At 32.4% G+C, this 18501-nt stretch carries 21 protein-coding genes; 11 read left to right on the forward strand and 10 right to left on the reverse strand.

All coding sequences use genetic code 11. The annotated features are described in order from the left end of the window. From VKY41_RS02595 to VKY41_RS02605, 3 genes are all read right to left on the reverse strand, one after another. A partial coding sequence (locus VKY41_RS02595) for a carboxypeptidase-like regulatory domain-containing protein (protein ID WP_500812877.1) occupies positions 1-659 on the reverse strand: 659 nt, incomplete at its 3' end. An 86-nt stretch (positions 660-745) separates the two neighbouring features. Then, on the reverse strand, positions 746-2581 hold the full coding sequence (locus VKY41_RS02600) for a DEAD/DEAH box helicase (RefSeq protein WP_500812878.1): 1836 nt from the start codon (positions 2579-2581) through the stop codon (positions 746-748). Positions 2582-2864: 283 nt separating this feature from the next. Then, entirely contained in the window at positions 2865-3443 is a 579-nt protein-coding gene (locus VKY41_RS02605; RefSeq protein WP_500812879.1) for a non-canonical purine NTP diphosphatase, read from the reverse strand. A gap of 103 nt (positions 3444-3546) precedes the next feature. Here VKY41_RS02605 and VKY41_RS02610 point away from each other — a divergent pair, with 103 nt between their 5' ends. Then, on the forward strand, positions 3547-4527 hold the full coding sequence (locus VKY41_RS02610) for a DUF4421 family protein (protein ID WP_500812880.1): 981 nt from the start codon (positions 3547-3549) through the stop codon (positions 4525-4527). A 1-nt stretch (position 4528) separates the two neighbouring features. Here VKY41_RS02610 and VKY41_RS02615 read toward each other — a convergent pair whose 3' ends face one another. Genes VKY41_RS02615 through VKY41_RS02625 form a run of 3 tightly spaced genes read right to left on the reverse strand, consistent with a single transcriptional unit; the run spans position 4529 to position 6261 of the window. Further along, positions 4529-4768, reverse strand: a complete 240-nt coding sequence (locus VKY41_RS02615; RefSeq protein WP_500812881.1) for a VF530 family protein — start codon at positions 4766-4768, stop codon at positions 4529-4531. Further along, entirely contained in the window at positions 4769-4984 is a 216-nt protein-coding gene (locus VKY41_RS02620) for a DUF6500 family protein (RefSeq protein WP_500812882.1), read from the reverse strand. A gap of 8 nt (positions 4985-4992) precedes the next feature. Continuing rightward, a complete protein-coding gene (locus VKY41_RS02625; RefSeq protein ID WP_500812883.1) occupies positions 4993-6261 on the reverse strand; it encodes a DEAD/DEAH box helicase in 1269 nt (422 codons plus the stop codon). Positions 6262-6512: 251 nt separating this feature from the next. On the opposite strand from VKY41_RS02625, the gene VKY41_RS02630 reads away from it, so the two are divergent. Together VKY41_RS02630 and hpf are read left to right on the forward strand one after the other, a co-directional pair. Continuing rightward, a complete protein-coding gene (locus tag VKY41_RS02630; RefSeq protein WP_500812884.1) occupies positions 6513-8069 on the forward strand; it encodes a tetratricopeptide repeat protein in 1557 nt (518 codons plus the stop codon). 85 nt (positions 8070-8154) lie between these two features. Beyond that, the gene (gene hpf, locus VKY41_RS02635) at positions 8155-8454 is read left to right on the forward strand and encodes a ribosome hibernation-promoting factor, HPF/YfiA family (RefSeq protein ID WP_500812885.1); all 300 of its coding nucleotides are present in this window, start codon (positions 8155-8157) and stop codon (positions 8452-8454) included. A gap of 134 nt (positions 8455-8588) precedes the next feature. On the opposite strand, the gene rlmH is transcribed toward hpf, so the two are convergent. Beyond that, a complete protein-coding gene (gene rlmH / locus VKY41_RS02640) occupies positions 8589-9062 on the reverse strand; it encodes a 23S rRNA (pseudouridine(1915)-N(3))-methyltransferase RlmH (RefSeq protein ID WP_500812886.1) in 474 nt (157 codons plus the stop codon). Between the two features lie 196 nt (positions 9063-9258). Here rlmH and nadC point away from each other — a divergent pair, with 196 nt between their 5' ends. The 3 genes from nadC (at position 9259) to priA (ending at position 13676) form a co-directional block, all read left to right on the forward strand. Continuing rightward, positions 9259-10116 carry a carboxylating nicotinate-nucleotide diphosphorylase gene (nadC, locus tag VKY41_RS02645; RefSeq protein ID WP_500812887.1) on the forward strand — a complete coding sequence of 286 codons (858 nt, stop codon included), beginning with the start codon at positions 9259-9261 and terminating at the stop codon, positions 10114-10116. Positions 10117-10219: 103 nt separating this feature from the next. Further along, positions 10220-11161, forward strand: a complete 942-nt coding sequence (locus tag VKY41_RS02650) for a YihY/virulence factor BrkB family protein (RefSeq protein ID WP_500812888.1) — start codon at positions 10220-10222, stop codon at positions 11159-11161. 64 nt (positions 11162-11225) lie between these two features. Then, positions 11226-13676: a replication restart helicase PriA gene (gene priA, locus VKY41_RS02655; protein ID WP_500812889.1), complete on the forward strand. Its 2451-nt coding sequence runs from the start codon at positions 11226-11228 to the stop codon at positions 13674-13676. A 1-nt stretch (position 13677) separates the two neighbouring features. On the opposite strand, the gene VKY41_RS02660 is transcribed toward priA, so the two are convergent. After that, a complete protein-coding gene (locus VKY41_RS02660; RefSeq protein WP_500812890.1) occupies positions 13678-14379 on the reverse strand; it encodes a LytR/AlgR family response regulator transcription factor in 702 nt (233 codons plus the stop codon). Between the two features lie 199 nt (positions 14380-14578). Here VKY41_RS02660 and rpsF point away from each other — a divergent pair, with 199 nt between their 5' ends. The 5 genes from rpsF to hisS all read left to right on the forward strand — a co-directional run bounded on the left by rpsF (position 14579) and on the right by hisS (position 17767). Continuing rightward, positions 14579-14917 (forward strand): 30S ribosomal protein S6, encoded by a 339-nt coding sequence (rpsF, locus tag VKY41_RS02665; RefSeq protein ID WP_500812891.1) that lies wholly within the window; start codon positions 14579-14581, stop codon positions 14915-14917. Positions 14918-14919: 2 nt separating this feature from the next. Continuing rightward, a complete protein-coding gene (rpsR, locus tag VKY41_RS02670; protein WP_500812892.1) occupies positions 14920-15216 on the forward strand; it encodes a 30S ribosomal protein S18 in 297 nt (98 codons plus the stop codon). Between the two features lie 13 nt (positions 15217-15229). Next, on the forward strand, positions 15230-15691 hold the full coding sequence (rplI, locus tag VKY41_RS02675; protein WP_500812893.1) for a 50S ribosomal protein L9: 462 nt from the start codon (positions 15230-15232) through the stop codon (positions 15689-15691). Positions 15692-15753: 62 nt separating this feature from the next. Beyond that, positions 15754-16221 (forward strand): DUF6495 family protein, encoded by a 468-nt coding sequence (locus VKY41_RS02680; RefSeq protein ID WP_500812894.1) that lies wholly within the window; start codon positions 15754-15756, stop codon positions 16219-16221. A gap of 175 nt (positions 16222-16396) precedes the next feature. Continuing rightward, positions 16397-17767, forward strand: a complete 1371-nt coding sequence (hisS, locus tag VKY41_RS02685; protein WP_500812895.1) for a histidine--tRNA ligase — start codon at positions 16397-16399, stop codon at positions 17765-17767. 148 nt (positions 17768-17915) lie between these two features. On the opposite strand, the gene VKY41_RS02690 is transcribed toward hisS, so the two are convergent. Both VKY41_RS02690 and VKY41_RS02695 read right to left on the reverse strand, forming a co-directional pair. Beyond that, positions 17916-18203 (reverse strand): T9SS type A sorting domain-containing protein, encoded by a 288-nt coding sequence (locus VKY41_RS02690; protein ID WP_500812911.1) that lies wholly within the window; start codon positions 18201-18203, stop codon positions 17916-17918. 45 nt (positions 18204-18248) lie between these two features. Continuing rightward, positions 18249-18482 (reverse strand): LamG-like jellyroll fold domain-containing protein, encoded by a 234-nt coding sequence (locus VKY41_RS02695; protein ID WP_500812896.1) that lies wholly within the window; start codon positions 18480-18482, stop codon positions 18249-18251. Positions 18483-18501 lie beyond the last annotated feature (19 nt).

The following is an 18501-nucleotide window of genomic DNA, read 5'->3' on the forward strand; positions in this document are numbered from 1 at the left end:
CTGATAATTTCATCCAAATCCACTCTATCCACTTGCAAGAGTGCCACCAACATTTCCCTATCGAACCTATTGGCCAAAAGGGTTCTTATTTCGTCGTCTTGCTTCATTTTTTTCAACTTACGCATTTCATTGGGTTGTTTGCCAAACATGCTATGTAAAAAATCTGCAGGATTAAAAACAGCTCCTAAGACTCTAGTTACTGCATTGGAAGATCTTCCTCCAGCTTCATAACCCGTTTGTAATCCGGAAATGTTATAACGGTAATTCGTGTTAATCGGTACCACTTGTTTAATATCTACTTCTAGAAAACCGGTTAGCTTAAACTCGTTAATTACAACTTCTTCTAAAGCAAATGCTAATTCTGTTAATGTAATTGTTGAAGTTCCAAACTTAATCCAGTCGTTAGTTACTCGTACACGAATGGACTTGTAACCTAAATATGAAAAATGGAGTGTGTCTGTAGCTTTAGCCTTAATTTCAAATTCCCCACGCGCATTGGTAGTCGTTCCTTTTACTTCGTTCAGATTGACAATGTTAACACTCTCCATAGGTTTCCCTTCTGTAGAGTTTATAACTATACCTTTTACAGTTGTATCTGTCTGACCAAATAAAAAAGAGGTCCCAATTAAGAGTGTAAAAAGAAAAAGTAATTTTTTCATTAAAGTCATATTGACCATAAAAGTACTAAACAAAACGATATTACCTTATGGTATCTTATAATTTGACTAAATATTAACAATAATTACTAGCGTCTTGAACGTCTAGGTCTTGATACTGGAGAACCAGATCCAGATCCTGAACGTCTTGAACGAGACTCTCCACCAGCACCTACGCTTTGTTTTTCGCCTCTATTGCCGCCAAAACTAGAACCAGAACGTCTTTCGCCTCTTGGTTTATCGTCGTATCGTCTTCTGCTTCCGCCGCCACTGTCGTTACGTCTTTTACCTCTGCTTGTTCCTTTACCTTGATCTTGGCTAATTTCAACGTTTACAAAACGTCCTTCGTGCTTATAATCGGTAAAGAATGCAAGAACTTTTTCTTGATGTTCTTTTTCAGTATTAAAGAAGGAGAAACTTTCTTTAACATCAACTTTAAACACATCGTCTCTTCCTAAATCTAGTACTTCTTTTAAGAAATCTTTCAATTTCATCCAATCGTAACCATCTTTGCTACCTACGTTTATAAAGTATCTTGAATCGTTAGAGCTTTTAGAGTAATCTCTTCCTCCGCTGTCACGATCTTCACCACGTGATGAATCGGCTACATTTAGATTTTTAGATTTTTGATAGTAATTAAAGAATCGAGTGAACTCTACAGAGAAGAATTTTTTAATTAATTCGTCTTTAGTAGTTTCTTCAAATAATTCGTTGATGCTATCTAAGTATTTGTTTATTTCAGGGTTTATTTCTGTATTGTGAATTTTATTTGCTAATGACATTAATTGTACTTCGCAAATTTGCATACCATTAGGAATTTGTTTCAATTCAAATTTCTGATTAATGATACGTTCAATACTTTTGATTTTACGTACTTCACTTTTAGAAACAATTACCATCGAGATTCCTGTTTTACCAGCACGTCCAGTTCTACCAGACCTATGCGTGTAAATTTCAGGTTCATCAGGTAATTGGTAATTTATAACGTGGGTAATATCGTCCACATCAATTCCACGAGCAGCAACATCTGTAGCTACAAGCATTTGTATTTGTTTGTTTCTGAAAGATTTCATCACCAAATCTCTTTGGTTCTGACTTAAATCTCCGTGTAATGCTCCTGCGCTGTAGCCATCTTCAATTAAGTTTTCGGCTACTTTTTGTGTGTCACGTTTGGTTCTACAGAAAATAACAGAGAAGATATCGGGATTTGTATCTGCTAAACGTTTTAAAGCATCATACCTATCTCTAGCATTGACTAAATAATATTCGTGAGATACTTGATTTGTGCTTTCGTTTTTGTTTCCTACTGTTATTTCAATAGGACTCTTCATAAACTTTTTAGCTATGTTGGCAACTTCCTTAGGCATAGTTGCGGAAAACAACCAGGTACTTTTTTCTTGAGGTGTATGCGATAAGATATCAGTAATATCTTCTTTGAAACCCATGTTAAGCATTTCATCAGCTTCATCTAAAACAGCATATTCTATTTTAGAAATGTCAACCATGTTTCTCTTAATCATGTCTTTCATTCTACCTGGAGTTGCTACAATAATTTGAGCGCCTCTTTTTACCTCTCTGGCTTGATCTGAAATACTAGATCCACCATAAATGGCAACCACGTTAAGACCTTTGCAATACTTTCCGTATTGTTTCATCTCGTTGGCAATTTGTAAGCAAAGTTCTCTGGTAGGAGATAATATTAACCCTTGAGTAGTTCTACTATCAATGTTAATTTGTTGTAGCATTGGAAAGCCAAAAGCAGCTGTTTTTCCAGTACCTGTTTGAGCTAATGCTACTAAGTCTGTATCTTTTTCTAATAAAATAGGGATTGCTTTTGCTTGGACGTCACTTGGGGTTTCAAAACCCATGTCAGTAATAGCTTGCAATAGGTCGTTATTAAGACCCAAATTTTGGAATGTGTTCATTCGGTGTGTATAAGTATTCGATTATGTTATGTCGTGTTACAAAAGAAGCGAATCGACATACTTAACCCTTAACTTCCAGTAACACACCCTCACTCTGAGGAATTATTAATCCAAGTAACCAATATGGTTCACGTAGATTTTTTTACAAGGTGCAAATGTACAATTTAATTTTTTATTAATTTGATTTTATGTGAAAATAATTAAATATAAAGTTTTAATGAAATTGTATTTGTAAGATTAACGCCCTTGTTTAATGGGGTTTTAGGGTGTTTTTGTAGCTTGTTTATTTCTGGTTCACTAAAAAATCAACTAGTTGCTTAACGGCTTTTCCTCTATGACCTATTTTGTTTTTTTCATCCAAGGATATTTCTGCAAAGGTTTTTGAATATCCTTTTGCCTTGAAAATAGGGTCATAACCAAATCCATGTTCTCCTTGTTTTTCTGAGGTTATTTCACCTTCACAAATACCGGTAAAAGTTTTTAGGTTTCCATTTAAATGAAGGGCAATAACTGTTTTAAATTGTGCTTGACGGTTTGGTTTGCCTTTTAAATTTTCTAGTAACAAATTAATATTATCTTCAGAATTACGTTGCTCTCCCGCATATCTGGCTGAAAACACACCAGGCTCGTTATTTAAAGTTGCAACTTCAAGACCCGTGTCATCAGCAAAACAATCGTAGCCGTAATTGTTTTTTATGTATTCAGCTTTTTGAATGGCATTACCCTCAATCGTGTTTTGTGTTTCTGGTACATCTTCCTTGCACCCAATTTCTAGTAAGCTTAATAGTTGAATATGTTCAGGAATTAAAGCTTGCACTTCTTTTAATTTGTTTAGGTTGTTTGTGGCAAAAACGAGTTTCATAGTAATACAATTATAAAAAAGAGGTTTCTATTTTCATCAAAAAAACGGAAAATAATACTAAATTCATTGAAAATTGCATAATTTATTATTGCAAAAATCTATCATGAAGAAACAGTATGTAATGTTACTATGTTTTTTGTGTTTTACCTCTTTCGTACAAGCTCAGAAGATAAATAATAAAGATTCCTTAAGCGTGAGGCAAGTTGTTGATACCTTATTTATTGATAGGGATATTAATAATTGGTCACTTCGCTTATTTACAAACTATAAAGGACAGAGTTTTATTTTAAACAAGAAAAGTAATACAATATCCTTTAGACCTAATAATAGAGCTGGGGTTGGTTTTGGACTTGGTACTAGTAAGTTAATTATTGATGTTGCTTTTAATTTAAAAGGTCAAGCAGAAAACGTAACAAAACGGTTTGATTTGCAGGGTTCTTTAGTTGTAGGAGAACACAATTTAGTAAATTTATATATTCAGAGATATAAAGGATTTAACGTTAATAATAATTTTAACGAACCCGAGATATTTAGGGATGATATTGGATCACTTTCTGTAGGATTCCACTATTTATACGCTTTCAAAAAGATTTCTTTTTCTTCTTCTATTTTAAAAGCAGGTGTTTCAAATGGCAAGGGGAAGCGCTTTATTTCTGGTGGTGTTGGGGGATTTGTAGCCTATAATGCTTTTGAGGGAAACACAACCTTATTACCTGGCAATGGTATTTTTGACGAAAATGCTTATTTGGAAGAATTTAAAGGCGTTGGTATGGGGATTTCAGCTGGTGTTCTGGCTGTTTTTGTGTTGCCAGCTAATGTTTTTACCACTGTTAATGTTATCCCGGGGATTGGGCTTATGTATAAAAAAGGATTTTCAGAAACTGGTGATTATAAGGTGTCAAACCCACTTTTATATAAATTGGATTTTGAAGCAGGAATAGGTTATAGTTATAAGCGCTTTTATGTAACCTTGGTTTACGGTAGTGGAATTTACACTACTAATTTGGATTATGGATTAAACTATTTATATAGCAATACCAAGGCTAAATTTTCAGTAGGATATAAAATAGTGAGAAAGAAATAAATTAAGATTCTTTTTTAGATGTTTGATTTTTTAACATCTTCAAATACATGTGTTCAACCTTAGTTCTTGCCCAAGGTGTTCTTCTTAAGAATTTTAAACTAGATTTTACTGAAGGATTATCTTGAAAACAACGTATGTTAACAATGTGTCCCATATATTCCCATCCATAATGGGCTTCAAGTTCTGTAACTATTTGCTCTAACTTAACTCCGTGTAAAGGATTGTTTACCTGTGTTTCCATTTATACTTCTAAAATAAGTTTTTGAATTTTTGTAGCTTTTTCAAAGTGATCGAGTTTATGAGTTGAAATCCACCATGTGGCTGCTTCCATTAATAACTCCGGATTTTCATTTTTATTTGCGAAAAAAGCATAAAAAGAGAGTCCAACATTGGGTCCTTTTTGTGCTATTTTCCTAGTGCAAATATTTAATATTTTATCTTTTAGTTCCGGAGTCATTACTATGGTTATCTTCTACTTGTACGAGTTCTATCGTTACTTCTCTTTGGTTTTTGATTGCTAGTTCCTTGTTTGCTTGAGGAATTGCGCTTTTGACTTTGGTTTCTACCTCCACCTTGCTTTTTAGGTTGGGTAGAAGCGTTTGGATCTGGTTCGTAACCTTCTAATATTTCTTGTGGAATTTTAAGACCAACCAGTTTTTCAATATCTCTTAAGTAAGTAGTTTCATCAGCACTTACCAATGAAATAGCTTCTCCGCTAGCTCCAGCACGTCCAGTCCTTCCTATTCTATGTACATAATCTTCAGATATATTAGGAAGCTCAAAGTTTATAACATGTGGTAATAATGGAATATCCAAGCCACGAGCAGCAATATCTGTAGCTACTAAAACTCTAATAGTTCCACTTTTAAATCCAGCCAAAGCTTTAGTTCTGGCTGCTTGACTTTTATTTCCGTGAATAGCAGCTGCAGTAATCCCTGCGCTTATCATATTCTTGCACAATTTGTTTGCACCGTGTTTAGTTCTAGTAAAAACTAATACTTGCTTCCAATCGCCATCAGAAATTAACTTAATAATTAAATCAGTTTTCTTTCCACTTGCTACACGATATACTTTTTGGTTAATAGCATCTACAGTTGAGTTTTCGGGTGTAGCATCTACTTGAACGGGTTTATGTAAAATACCGTGTGCCAGTTTTTTAATGTCTTGCGAAAAAGTTGCAGAAAACATTAAATTTTGTCTTTTAGCAGGCATCATTTTAATAACACGTTCAATGTCTCGTAAAAATCCCATATCCAACATTCTGTCAGCTTCGTCTAAAACAAAAACACTTACTTTAGAAAGCGATAAAAATCCTTGGTTACATAAATCTAATAATCTACCTGGAGTTGCTACTAAAATATCAACCCCCTGTCTTAATTGTGCTACTTGTGGTTTTTGGTTAACTCCACCAAAAATTACGGCAGAACGCAAATCTAAAAACTCACTATATTCTTTAACGTTGCTATATACTTGTGCAGCTAATTCTCTTGTTGGTGTTAAAACTAAAGCACGAACAGGTCTTTGACGTAAATGTTGTTCTTGAGATAAAAGTTGTAATACAGGTAAAGTAAATCCAGCAGTTTTTCCGGTTCCAGTTTGTGCGGAGGCAAGAACATCCATGCCTTCTAGAATAGGGGGAATGGCTTTACATTGTATTGGTGAAGGCTCTGTATATCCTTTCTTATTAATTGCTTTAAGGATAGGTTCAGAAAGACCTAAGGTATTAAATGTCATATATTAATTTTGAAGAATGGCAAGTTCGCTTGCCATTTTATTAGCTTGCAAAGTTACTTTAAATTTTGTGAAGAACTTTGTTTATTGTAATTAATGCAATACGAGGTGCTCATAAAGACGTCTATAAGTTACATTAACAGCGGTTGTTTCTTGTTCAAATTTGTTTGTATAAATTAATCTAATGACTTGTTGATTTTTAGTTTATTTAATTTTATGTACCTTTAAATCAATTAATTAAACAGAATGTGCTTATGGTTTTTAAATCGAAATATTTCATTGTTCTATTACTTTATATTTCAATAGCGTCTTGTAAAAAGAAAGATAAAAGTATAGATAACCTTGGAGTTGTAGAATTTCAAGTTACTGGAAGCCAGGAAGCTCATAATCATTTTGAAAAGGGTTTACTGTTGCTTCATAGTTTTGAATATGAAGACGCTCGAGAGGCTTTTCTAGAAGCTCAGAAAACGGATCCTAATATGGCTATGGCTTATTGGGGAGAAGCTATGACTTATAATCATAGTCTATGGGGAGAGCAGGATTATGAAGCTGGTTCTTCAGCAGTTCAAAAAGTAAAAAGTTTACAGGAAAAACATGATTATTCAACCATTGAGAAAGGGTTTTTACAGGCTGTAGAGGTATTGTATACTCCTAAAACTCCAAAGATTGATAGAGATATAGCTTATAAGGAGTATATGAAATTTCTTCATGAGACTCATCCTGAAAACCAAGAGATTGCTGCTTTTTACGCCATTTCATTATTAGGTTCTGTGCCTGAGGGTAGAGATGATGCAGTTTATGAGGAAGGTGCAGAAATAGCAAAAAAAGTATTAGATAAAAACCCGAAACATCCTGGAGCACTTCATTATTTAATACATTCATACGATGATCCTTATCATGCGGAATTAGCGTTCGATGCAGCAAATAGTTATTCAAAAGTAGCACCAGATGCAAGTCATGCGCTTCATATGCCTTCTCATATTTATGTGGCTTTAGGCATGTGGGACGAGGTTATAGCTTCTAATATAGAATCATATCAAGCAAGTTTAAATAGAATGAAACGTAAATCATTGGATAATGATGCAAGAGGATTTCATGCATTTCATTGGTTGCAATATGGTTATTTACAGAAACCTGATTTTGAAAAAGCCAAACAGATGGTTTTGGATATGGAGCAGTTTTTAAAGGAATCTCCAACTGATAGAATTAAAACCTATTTAATGTTTTTAAAAGGCACGTATTTAGTTGAAAGTAATCAATGGAATTCTGATATTGCAAATATAGATGTAAATGTTTCTAATTTAAATTTAACGGTTCAGGCTCAATTTCATTTTACTGAAGGGTATCGTGCTTTTTTAAACGGAAATATTCAAAAAATAGAAAAGGTTATTGATACTTTGTCTCAAAAAATAGGTAAAGAGTCTGTGCTTGTAGACAATTTAGATAACGGTTTTACCATGTGCTCTTCACTTTCTAGAAATTCACCAACTAAATTGGATGTTAAACAATCTCAGGTTATGCTTAAACAGTTGCAAGGCTTAAAAGCTTGGATGGAAAAAGACCTTATTAAAGCCGAAGAATTATTAAAAGAGTCTACCATTTTGGAGCAAGGAATTAGTTATAGTTATGGGCCTCCAGTAATTATAAAACCAACTAGTGAGTTATATGCTGAATGGCTTGTGGAGCAAAACAGGTATGACGAAGCTATAGAGCAATATAATATTACTTTAGAACGAGCTACAAAAAGACGATTAGCTCTTGAGGGAATTGAAAAGGCAACAAAATTAAAAGTTTCAACTAATGATTTTTAAGGGTGTCAATTGACAATTATCATATTAATTGACATTTATTTCAAGTAGTATTGTAATGTAGTACAAATTCAAAATATAAAAGCTTATGAACGTTATAATTCAATATGTAAATATGGATTCAAGTGAATCTCTATCAAAATATACGACTGAAAAATTAGAGAAACTATCAAAAAAATATGATTGGTTAATTTCTTGTGATGTGTTTTTTAAACAAGACAATAATCAAAAGGAACCAGGTAAAATTTGTAATATGGAATTGAGTTTGCCTGGACCAAGAATTTTTGCTACTTCAACAGAAAGTAATTTTGAATTAGCCGTAAAGGAAACCATTAATGATTTGGATATTCAATTAAAAAAGAGAAAAGAAACTCTTTCTACCCATTAAATAAAAAAGTGAGATTAACAATAGGCTGCAAACTGTATGATTCAATGGGTTTGCGGCTTTTTTTTCATTTAAATCCTATGCCTCAACTCTAGTTTTTAGAATTTTATTATAGTCAACTAATTTACTAATCGTTACTATTGATGGTGGTAGGGTTCATTTCTTAAAATAGTAAATCCTCTATAAAGTTGTTCTATTACAAACAAACGAATCATTTGATGAGAAAATGTCATTTTAGATAACGAGAGTTTTCCATTTGCTTTGTCATAAACTTCTTTAGAAAACCCATAAGGACCACCAATTACAAAAACCAATTGCTTGATCCCAGAATTCATGTGCTTTTGCAAGTATTCCGAAAATCCAACAGAACTTAATTGTTTACCATTTTCATCTAATAAAATTAAAACATCTTGATTTTGAATTTTATTTAAAATAAGTTCGCCTTCTTTTTGCTTTTGCTGCTCTTCACTTAAGTTTTTGCTGTTTTTTAAATCTGGAATTATTTCTAATTCAAATTTTATATAAAAGCCAAGACGTTTTTGATAATCGTCCATTAAGGCTTGAAGTTGTTTGTTGTCTGTTTTGCCTATGGCAAGGAGTTTTATTTGCATAAAATGTATAATCGCGCTTTAAAAAGACTTTTTATAAGTATCCAAGAAATTGATAATTTATAGCTTTGACACTCTGGACAAGAAATCTCAATAAGAACAAAATTTGAACTGCAAATTTACATTTTAATTGGAATTTAGAATTTAGAATGCAATTAATTTGCATTTGTATTAGTATTTTTACAACAAATAAGAAGTCATGATTTCAGAAGAACAATTTAATAAGGAAATAGAAATAATAGTAGCCAACGCTATAAGAGAAGACGTAGGAGATGGAGACCATAGTTCCTTAGCATGTATTCCTGCAACAGTAAAGGGAAAAGCTAAACTTTTAGTGAAAGATGAAGGCATTATTGCTGGTGTAGAATTTGCTAAAAAAGTATTTCATTATGTCGATAAGGATCTAAAAATAGAAACCCTTATCAAAGATGGTTCTAAAGTGAAATTTGGAGACATTGTGTTCTATGTTGAAGGATCGTCGCAGTCAATTTTGAAAGCTGAACGCTTGGTTTTAAATGCTATGCAACGTATGAGTGCAATTGCTACAAAAACAAAGCACTTTGTTGATTTATTAGAAGGAACTGGAACAAAGGTTTTAGATACAAGGAAAACCACTCCAGGAATTCGTGCCTTAGAAAAATGGGCAGTAAAAATAGGAGGAGGAGAAAACCATAGATTTGCTTTATACGATATGATTATGTTAAAGGACAATCATATTGATTTTGCTGGAGGAATTACTAATGCGTTAAACAAAACCAAAGCTTATTTAAAAGATACAGGAAGGGATCTTAAAATTATTGTAGAAGCTAGAAACTTAGATGAAATAAAAGAAATTCTTGAAAACAAAGGCGTTTATAGAATTTTAATAGATAACTTTAATTATGAAGACACCAAAAAAGCAGTGGCTTTAATAGGTGATACCTGTTTAACAGAATCTTCGGGTGGTATCAATGAAAATACCATTAGAAAATATGCCGAATGCGGAGTAGATTTTATTTCTTCTGGAGCTCTAACTCATTCTGTATATAATATGGATTTAAGTTTGAAAGCTGTTTAGTTCAGAATTTAATATTCAAAATCTATTTTTGAGTTATTATTTATAGAACCTAGAACATATTTAATTAAAGAGACCATTAAACCGAAACATCAAGCAATAGTTAATGACCAAACCCATAGAAGATAAGTTAAGTAAAATTCCTGTTATAAATTTGATTGTCAAGTTTTTTAAACAGATAAAGCTTCCTGGTTTAGAAGGGCTTTCTTTTTACGATTTAGTTGAACTCTATATTATTGGTGTTGGTCGAGGTGCATTGACAACAAGAGCAAGTGCCATTGCATTTAATTTTTTTACGGCCATATTTCCTTTTTTACTTTTTATATTAATTGTAATTCCATTAATACCCATAGAGGATTTTAGGGTGGAGTTTCTAAATTTTTTAAACTCGTTTTTACCACCAAGTACTTCAGATTTTTTCTTTAATAGTATTTTCGATAACATAAATTCCTCAAATCGAGGCGGCTTATTATCTTCAGTTTTTTTAGTGTCTATTTTTTTAATGGCTAATGGAATTAATGCTGTATTTGCAGGATTTGAAGGTTCGTATCATGAACAACTTGGAAGAAATGTAGTAAAGCAGTATTTGTATTCATTAGGAGTAGCTTTAATATTGGCATTCTTGTTAATTCTTACAGTAGTAGTTCTTGGGTATTTTCAAATTTACGTACTTGGAAATCTTGAAAATTACGGCATTTTAGAAAAGAGTAACAATCAGTTTTGGATTATGGTTGCTAAGTACGTATTTTTTGTAATTATGGTATATTTAGCAACAGCTGTTTTGTATTATTTTGGAACTAGAGAAGGGAAAGAGTCCAATTTCTTTTCATTGGGAGCATTATTCACAACAGTATTAATTATATTAAGCTCTTATTTGTTCGGGATTTACATCGAAAACTTTTCACAATATAATGAACTTTATGGGTCTATTGGTGCACTTTTAATTTTGTTGTTTTACCTATGGTTAAACTCAAATATTCTGCTTTTAGGCTATGAACTGAATGCAACATTGCTTCGATTGAAAAAGATAAATAGTAATCATTTATAAAAAATGAAATCTGTTAATCCTTATTAATTAATAGATTTACACCCAACACTTAACACTAATTGCCTTGCACTATATAGACGTTATACTTCCTATTCCTATTCCAAAATTATTTACTTATAGTATTACAGAAGCTGAGGTGGGATTTTTAAAACCCGGAATGCGCGTGTCTGTACCTTTTGGGAAAGCGAAAATTTATACGGCATTGGTTTATAGCATTCACACTAACGAACCTCATGCCTACGAAGCAAAAGAGATTCATCAAATTCTAGATGATAAGCCAGTAATTACAGAAACACAGTTGGTACATTGGCAGTGGATTGCCGATTATTACATGTGCACTTTAGGTGATGTGATGCGAGCAGCTTTACCAAGTGCTTTTATTTTAGAAAGTGAAACCATTATTACTCTTGATAGGGAGGGGGCTTTTAATGAATCAGACTTAAAGGACGAAGAATTTTTGGTTTTTGAAGCTCTTCAGCATCAATCGTCTTTAAAAATCCATGATATTATGAATATTCTGGATAAAAAAAATGTACTTCCTATAATTAAAAGTTTATTAGAAAAAAAAGTAATAAGTGTTGATGAGGAGATTTTTGAAAAATACAAGCCAAAATTGGTTCGTTATGTAAAACTTCAACCTCAATTTTCATCAAGTCAAGGTTTACAAGATTTATTGGAGGAGTTAAGTAGGGCGCCGAAACAGAGAGAGGTTATAATGACCTTGTTTTCACTTTCGGCTAAAACTAAGAAACCAATTAAAGTTTCGGAGTTGACCGAACAAAGTAATGCATCGTCATCCATTATTAAATCGTTGTTGGATAAGAATATTCTTGAAGAATATTATATTCAAACAGATAGAATCCAATATTCAGGAGAAGAAAACAATCCGATTAAAAAGTTAAGCGAAGCACAAAACACAGCTTTTCAGGAAATTAAATCATCTTTCAAAACCCATAATATTACTTTATTACATGGTGTAACATCTTCGGGTAAAACAGAAATATATGTTAAGTTAATTGAAGAGGTTTTAGCTTTAAATAAACAAGTTTTGTACTTGTTACCTGAAATAGCTTTAACAACCCAATTGGTAAATAGACTTCAAGATTATTTTGGAGAAAAAGTGGCTGTTTACCATTCTAAATATTCATCGCAAGAACGGGTTGAGGTTTGGAATCAGATTTTAAATAAATCCTCTAAGGCTCAAATTGTTTTGGGAGCGCGTTCTTCGGTTTTATTGCCGTTTCATGATTTAGGATTGGTTATCGTAGACGAAGAACACGAGTCATCCTATAAACAATTTGATCCTGCTCCTCGCTATCATGCAAGAGATTCAGCTATCGTTTTAGGAAGCTTATTTAAATGTAAAACGCTTTTAGGGTCTGCAACACCAAGTATAGAAAGCTTTTATAACACTAAACTAAATAAGTATGCTTTGGTGGAATTAAGCAAGAGATATAATAACGTATTGATGCCAGATATCGAGCTTGTTGATGTTAAAGACAAGCATAAGCGGAAGCGCATGACCGGTCATTTTAGCGATAGATTAATTGAAGAAATGACAGAAACTTTAAATGCTGGTCATCAAGTTATTTTATTTCAAAATAGAAGGGGGTTCTCGCCAATAGTAGAATGTCAGACTTGTGGAGTGTCACCTCAATGTCCAAATTGCGACGTTAGTTTAACCTATCATCAATATAAAGACCAACTTCGTTGTCACTATTGCGGCTACCATGCAGTTATGATTAAAACTTGTGAAGCTTGTGGAAGCTTGGATTTAGATAATAAAGGTTTTGGAACCCAACAAGTAGAAGAGGAGGTTAAAGAACTTTTTCCGAACTACAAGGTGGCTAGAATGGATATGGATACAACTCGAGGAAAATATGGTTACGAAAAACTCATTACAGCGCTTGAGCAGCAAGAAATAGATATTTTAGTTGGTACTCAAATGCTAACGAAAGGATTGGATTTTAGACATGTAAAATTGGTTGGAATTATGAATGCTGATAACATGCTTAATTTTCCAGATTTTAGAGCGCATGAGCGAAGCTTTCAGCTTATGGTACAGGTGTCAGGTAGAGCGGGAAGAACAGAAGAGCGTGGGAAGGTTTTAATTCAAACTTATAACCCGTATCATAAAATTCTACAACAAGTGGCTTCAAACTCCTACTTGGAAATGTTTGAAGAACAAATGGATGAACGACGTAATTTTAAATATCCACCCATTTATAAGTTAATTAAAATAACCTTAAAACATCGTAATTATAATAAGGTGAATGTGGCAGCAGATTGGTATGCGCAATCTTTGCGTATGGTTTTTAAAACAAATATATTAGGTCCAGAATTTCCGCCCGTTTCAAGGATAAGAAATCAGTATATAAAACATATTATTGTAAAAATTCCACCAAAACAATCTGTGTTAAAAACAAAAGAAGCTATCATTAAAATAAACAATAGCTTCTTTGCTGTAAAAGACTTTAGATCTGTGAGGGTAATTCTAAATGTTGATAATTATTGATTTAAGTTATGTTGTTATTTAAAGCATCCACTAATTGAGTCTTTTTGTTTCGGCTTAATGGAATTTCATAAGCACCAACTTCAACATTTTTACTATTAAATCTGTCAATTTTATCTAAATTAACAATGTATGATTTGTGGATTCTTAAAAACTTTCCTTCAGGAAGTTCTGCTTCAAACGCCTTCATGGTAGATAGTACTACTAAGCTTGTTTCTTCGGTAACTAGTTTTACGTAATCACCTAAAGCTTCAATCCACTTAATATCTTTAATGTATACTTTACGTTTTTTAAGGTTGCTTTTTACAAATATGTGCTCACCTTCAGTTTCGTTAAAGTCTAATTTTAATTTATGTTGTTCTACAGCTTTATCCACAGCTGTGTTAAAACGTTCTCTAGTTATAGGTTTGTGTAGGTAATCTGTAGCATCGTAGTTAAATGCTTTAAATGCATATTCGGTTTTACCTGTAACAAAAATAATTTGAGGTTTGTTATTTAGTACATCCAAAAGTTCAAACCCATTTAAAACAGGCATTTCAATATCAAGAAATATTAAATCGACCTTATGGTGGTTTAAGCCATTTTTAGTCTCAAGCGCACTATTGTATTCCGCTATCAAGTTAAGTGAAGGATGGCTTTCAATTAACTTAACAATGGAGAGGCGCTGTATTGCTGAGTCGTCAACTACTACACAGTTTAAAGTCATAAGATTAATATTTATATTGGTTAAGTATCGACAATAGTACAAAAAACGGGGTTAAAAACCAAATAACATCGACTAAATGTATGGTTTAACAGATTTTAACATCTGCTTGAATGCGATTTAAATATGTTTGTTTTAAAGTTGTAATATATAAATAATATTCTTATTTTTGCACCCATTTTAACATTAAAAACAATTTAATATGAATCATTACGAAACTGTTTTCATCTTAAATCCCGTTTTATCTGAGACCCAGATAAAGGAAACAGTACAGAAATACGAAGATTTTCTAGTTTCTCGAGGAGCAAAGATGGTATCAAAAGAAGATTGGGGACTAAAAAAATTAGCTTATCCAATCCAAAAGAAAAAAAGTGGATTTTACCACTTATTCGAGTATCAAGTAGATGGTGAAGTTATTAAGCCATTAGAAATCGAATTTAGACGTGACGAGCGTTTTATGCGTTATTTAACTGTTACTCTAGATAAGCATGCTGTATCTTGGGCAGAGAGAAGAAGAGAGAAACTTAAACAAAAAGCGTAATTATGTCATCTATAGAACAACAAGCAAAAGGAAAGAAGGACGGAGAAATTAGATATTTAACGCCTTTGAATATTGAAACTAACAAGAATAAAAAGTACTGTCGTTTCAAGAAATCAGGAATCAAATATGTAGACTATAAAGATGCAGATTGGTTATTAGGTTTTGTTAACGAACAAGGTAAAATTTTACCAAGACGTTTAACAGGAACTTCCTTAAAATATCAAAGAAAAGTGTCAGTTGCTGTAAAAAGAGCTCGTCACTTAGCATTATTGCCTTACGTAGCAGATTTATTAAAATAAAAAAATCATAACAATGGAACTTATATTAAAACAAGACGTTGAAAATTTAGGATTTAAAGACGATGTTGTAACGGTTAAGAACGGTTATGGTAGAAACTTTTTAATTCCACAAAAGCTAGCTGTATTAGCAACTGCTTCTGCGAAAAAAGTATTGGCAGAAAACTTAAAGCAACGTGCTTATAAAGACAAAAAAATAATTGAAGAGGCAACTAAAACTGCTGAGGCAATTAAAGCTTTAGAAATTAAAATACCAGCTAAAGCTACTGAAGGTGCTTCTGCAGGTGATAAATTATTTGGTTCTATTACCAAAGCCGATTTAGTTGAAGCTTTTTCAAAAGCTGGTCATGATATCGATAAGAAATTCGTAACTATTACGGGTGGAAATATTAAACGTTTAGGACAGTACGACGCTGTAATTCGTTTACATAGAGAAGTAACTTTCGAAATTCCTTTTGAAGTTATCGCTCAAGCCTAATGTTTAAATAACATATAAAAAGCCTCAACTTCGTTGGGGCTTTTTTTTTAATTTTTTTTAAAATGAAATACGCTAGATTAACTAAAGAACAGTTTGAAGAACTACATAAAGAATTTATAAATTTTCTTGCTACACAAACCATAACAGCCCAAGAATGGGAAGATATTAAAGTAAACAAACCGGAAGTAGCCGAACAGGAATTGGATGTTTTTAGCGATTTAGTTTGGGAAGGTGTATTAAGCAAAGTGCAATATGTTGAGCACATTTCACCTCAACAAATTCATTTATTTCATTTAAATGAAGATAACATGCATTTGATTGCCATTAAGATTAAGAACCCAATTGATTTAACCACTAAAGAAGGTTTTAATTGGTTACGTGAAAATTTAATGGACGATGACGTGGAGTTTTTACAAGCAAGAAAAGATTATACCGACGATAGAAATGCTGATAAGTTTAAATTAATCGAACAAGGTGGAACCATCACCAAAGGCGATTTATTTAAATATTTAGATAAGTTGATTAATTAGGTTTTTTTGAGTTGCAACCTTAGAAGTGGGGTGTTAGTCTTTTAATTATACTTATTGAGTATTATAAGATTTCCACGCATTTTCTTTTCAAAAACTCAAACCGACGTTTTTTAATTCTTTATTTTTGTTTTTCAATTATTAATTAAAAGAAATTCCCTGTTTTTGGGAAGTTGATATGGCACAAAAACCAAGTATTCCAAAAGGAACAAGAGATTTTACTCCAGAGCAAGTAGCTAAACGCAACTATATATTCAATACCATTCAAACGCAATTCGAACTATATGGCTTTCAGCCAATAGAAACACCTAGTTTTGAAAACTCTGATACTTTAATGGGAAAGTATGGTGAGGAAGGAGATAGATTGATTTTTAAAATTTTGAATTCTGGAGATTATTTAAATAAAGTGCATGATACCCTTTATCAAACAAAAGATTCTAGTGCCATAACTCCTAAAATATCAGAAAAAGCTCTACGCTACGATTTAACAGTTCCCTTTGCTCGGTATGTGGTACAGCATCAAAACGAAATAGAATTTCCTTTTAAACGTTATCAAATGCAGCCTGTTTGGAGAGCTGATAGACCTCAGAAAGGACGTTTTAGAGAGTTTTACCAATGCGATGCGGATGTGGTTGGTTCCACCTCTTTATGGCAGGAAGTAGAATTTGTTCAGTTATATGATGCAGTATTTAAAGCATTAAAACTAGAAGGAGTAACTATTAAAATTAATAATCGGAAAATACTTTCTGGAATAGCAGAAGTAATTGGAGCCAGCGATAAATTAATTGACTTCACCGTAGCTTTAGATAAGCTAGACAAAATAGGAGAGGAGAAGGTGAAAGAAGAAATGTTAGAAAAGGGCATTTCTAAAGAAGGGATTGAAAAATTACAACCTTTATTTGCACTTTCAGGAACTTTTAGCTCTCAAATTAAGCAGTTAAAAACTATTTTAAGCACTTCTGAGGAAGGTAATAAGGGAATTCAAGAATTAGAATTTATTGATAAAGCCATTTCAGAACTAGGTTTGCAAACAGCAATATTAAAATTAGATGTTACACTTGCTAGGGGATTGAACTATTATACAGGTGCAATTTATGAAGTTTCTGCTCCTGAAAAAGTACAAATGGGCTCCATTGGTGGTGGAGGTCGTTACGACGATCTAACCGGTATATTTGGAATGAAAGATGTAAGTGGTGTTGGAATTAGTTTTGGATTGGATAGAATTTATCTGGTATTGGAAGAACTTAATTTATTTCCAGAAACAGTTACCAAAAATATCGATTTACTATTTATAAATTTTGGAGAAAATGAAGCGTTATTTTGCTTAAAAGCAATCAAGCAATTACGTTTAAATGCTATTAATGCCGAATTATATCCAGATTCAGCAAAAATGAAAAAACAAATGAATCATGCCAATAAGCGCAATATCCCATTTGTGGTATTAGTAGGAGATGAGGAAATGAAATCGGATAGTTACACTTTGAAAAATATGATTTCAGGAGAACAAGAAAAAGTATCATTACAAGATTTGATTTCTAAGTTTAAATAGTAACTCAAAATGAATTCTATCTTTACTTAAATTAACTTGTAATTTAATAGGTTTAAATCAAGCATAAATTGAAACTAGATAAAAGTAAAGAGTCCTGATGTTTTTCAGGGCTCTTTTTTTGATTTATAATTTTTATGAGAGGTTGGATTTAGTTAACGATTACCTTTTTATTAACAACTCCCATTTCAGTGTCCAGCTTAATTATATAAGCTCCAACACTTAGTCGGTTTGTTTTAATATCAGTTTTGGTTTCTGTTTTAATTTTATCTAAAGTGAAGACAGATTGACCAATAATATTATACATTTTAATAGATGTAATTTTTAACATTGCAGGGTTTTGAATTTGAATGCTTTCATGTGTATTGGCATAAGATACTTGTAGGCAATTAATTGTTTCATTTTCTTCAATATTAAGTACTTCACTAGTAAATGTAATTCAGAAAGTGTTTTATTCAAAACGCGTACTTCATCAAGTGAACCTTTAAAAATAGGTGTATGTGTCAAAATAGTTAGCAGCTCTACCCATTGTAAAACCATAGGTGTTTGTAGGTAACACATTAGTTATACCAGTGGTACTAGAAATTTCTTCTCCATTCAAATATAGTTTCAGAGTTCCGTTTGGACCATCATAAATTGCAACTAGATGTATCCATTGGTTCTTTAAAACTGGTTGTGTAAGGGTTGTTAGAAATTGTATTACCATTAACTCTTGCATAAACACGAGGTTCCGATTA

This window comes from Xanthomarina sp. (assembly GCF_035306605.1).
Taxonomy (GTDB): Bacteria; Bacteroidota; Bacteroidia; order Flavobacteriales; family Flavobacteriaceae; genus Xanthomarina.

Bases quoted from the DNA above. Each gene is read 5' to 3' on its own strand.
- VKY41_RS02600 (WP_500812878.1), bottom strand. From the start codon at position 2,581: ATGAACACATTCCAAAATTTGGGTCTTAATAACGACCTATTGCAAGCT.
- VKY41_RS02605 (WP_500812879.1), bottom strand. From the start codon at position 3,443: ATGAAACTCGTTTTTGCCACAAACAACCTAAACAAATTAAAAGAAGTG.
- VKY41_RS02610 (WP_500812880.1), top strand. From the start codon at position 3,547: ATGAAGAAACAGTATGTAATGTTACTATGTTTTTTGTGTTTTACCTCT.
- VKY41_RS02615 (WP_500812881.1), bottom strand. From the start codon at position 4,768: ATGGAAACACAGGTAAACAATCCTTTACACGGAGTTAAGTTAGAGCAA.
- VKY41_RS02620 (WP_500812882.1), bottom strand. From the start codon at position 4,984: ATGACTCCGGAACTAAAAGATAAAATATTAAATATTTGCACTAGGAAA.
- VKY41_RS02625 (WP_500812883.1), bottom strand. From the start codon at position 6,261: ATGACATTTAATACCTTAGGTCTTTCTGAACCTATCCTTAAAGCAATT.
- VKY41_RS02630 (WP_500812884.1), top strand. From the start codon at position 6,513: ATGGTTTTTAAATCGAAATATTTCATTGTTCTATTACTTTATATTTCA.
- hpf (WP_500812885.1), top strand. From the start codon at position 8,155: ATGAACGTTATAATTCAATATGTAAATATGGATTCAAGTGAATCTCTA.
- rlmH (WP_500812886.1), bottom strand. From the start codon at position 9,062: ATGCAAATAAAACTCCTTGCCATAGGCAAAACAGACAACAAACAACTT.
- nadC (WP_500812887.1), top strand. From the start codon at position 9,259: ATGATTTCAGAAGAACAATTTAATAAGGAAATAGAAATAATAGTAGCC.
- VKY41_RS02650 (WP_500812888.1), top strand. From the start codon at position 10,220: ATGACCAAACCCATAGAAGATAAGTTAAGTAAAATTCCTGTTATAAAT.
- VKY41_RS02660 (WP_500812890.1), bottom strand. From the start codon at position 14,379: ATGACTTTAAACTGTGTAGTAGTTGACGACTCAGCAATACAGCGCCTC.
- rpsF (WP_500812891.1), top strand. From the start codon at position 14,579: ATGAATCATTACGAAACTGTTTTCATCTTAAATCCCGTTTTATCTGAG.
- rpsR (WP_500812892.1), top strand. From the start codon at position 14,920: ATGTCATCTATAGAACAACAAGCAAAAGGAAAGAAGGACGGAGAAATT.
- rplI (WP_500812893.1), top strand. From the start codon at position 15,230: ATGGAACTTATATTAAAACAAGACGTTGAAAATTTAGGATTTAAAGAC.
- VKY41_RS02680 (WP_500812894.1), top strand. From the start codon at position 15,754: ATGAAATACGCTAGATTAACTAAAGAACAGTTTGAAGAACTACATAAA.
- hisS (WP_500812895.1), top strand. From the start codon at position 16,397: ATGGCACAAAAACCAAGTATTCCAAAAGGAACAAGAGATTTTACTCCA.
- VKY41_RS02695 (WP_500812896.1), bottom strand. From the start codon at position 18,482: ATGCAAGAGTTAATGGTAATACAATTTCTAACAACCCTTACACAACCA.